The 831-nt window shown below is 59.9% G+C and carries 1 protein-coding gene; it reads right to left on the reverse strand.

Features of this window, described 5'->3' with window-relative positions; translation table 11 throughout:
- The coding region (locus RM533_RS13595; protein ID WP_311341764.1) for a cadherin repeat domain-containing protein at positions 1 to 819 on the reverse strand (819 nt) is incomplete at its 3' end.
- Positions 820 to 831: the final 12 nt, after the last annotated feature.

Consider the following 831-nt stretch of genomic DNA (forward strand, 5'->3'; position numbering starts at 1 on the left):
CGTCACATCGCCATCATCCAGATCGTTGATGGTGACCGACACGTCCTTGCTGGTGGCATTGCCTTCGGAATCGGTGGCAACGACAGTGATGTCGTAATCAGCGCCCGCTTCGAAATCGGGCGATGCGACAAAACGGATTTCTCCGGTGTCGGAATCGATCCTGAATGCAGCGGCATCATCACCGCCAAGGGTGTAGACGATATCGTCGCCATCGGCGTCGGTGGCGGTGACAGTGTAGATGACATCATCAACGTCCGAATTTTCATCGATGGCAACTGAATCGCCAGACGTGATTACCGGCGCCTGGTTTTCGGCAGGCGGCGGGGTGATGACATCCAGATCATCGTCATTGTCGTCGACCAGGAAGTAGATGCCGGCACCGGCTGCTGCAACAGCAGCAAGGCCAAGAATGGCACCCGAACCGCCGCCCATCAGCGCGGAAGCTTCACCTTCGGCACCGGGAACAGCGCGTGCACCATCGGCTTCTGCAACCGCGGCAAGAATGTCGGCAGCAGGATCAAGCGCCAGATCAACCGGAGCGGCATCGCCGTCGGTGTCGTGATTGTCCTTCTCGTCCTTTTCCTTGTCGATGTCGGCTTCTGCAACCTTCACAGGCCTGGCAGGAGCTTTTTCAGCAGCAGCAACCTCGACAGGAGCCTGCTCAGCGGTTGCGGCCATGGCAGCCTGCTCAGTCGTCATCTGCTCGGCATATGACGCAGTCTCGGGTGCAGCAGGCGCATCCTGCTGTGCCGTTGCAGCCTGGCTGGCCGCGCTGTCCTGTGCCGCAGCCATGCCGGGCGCCTGATCCTGTTCAGCCATGATCGGTGCTTC

The organism is Croceicoccus esteveae (assembly GCF_031846435.1).
Taxonomy (GTDB): Bacteria; Pseudomonadota; Alphaproteobacteria; order Sphingomonadales; family Sphingomonadaceae; genus Croceicoccus; species Croceicoccus esteveae.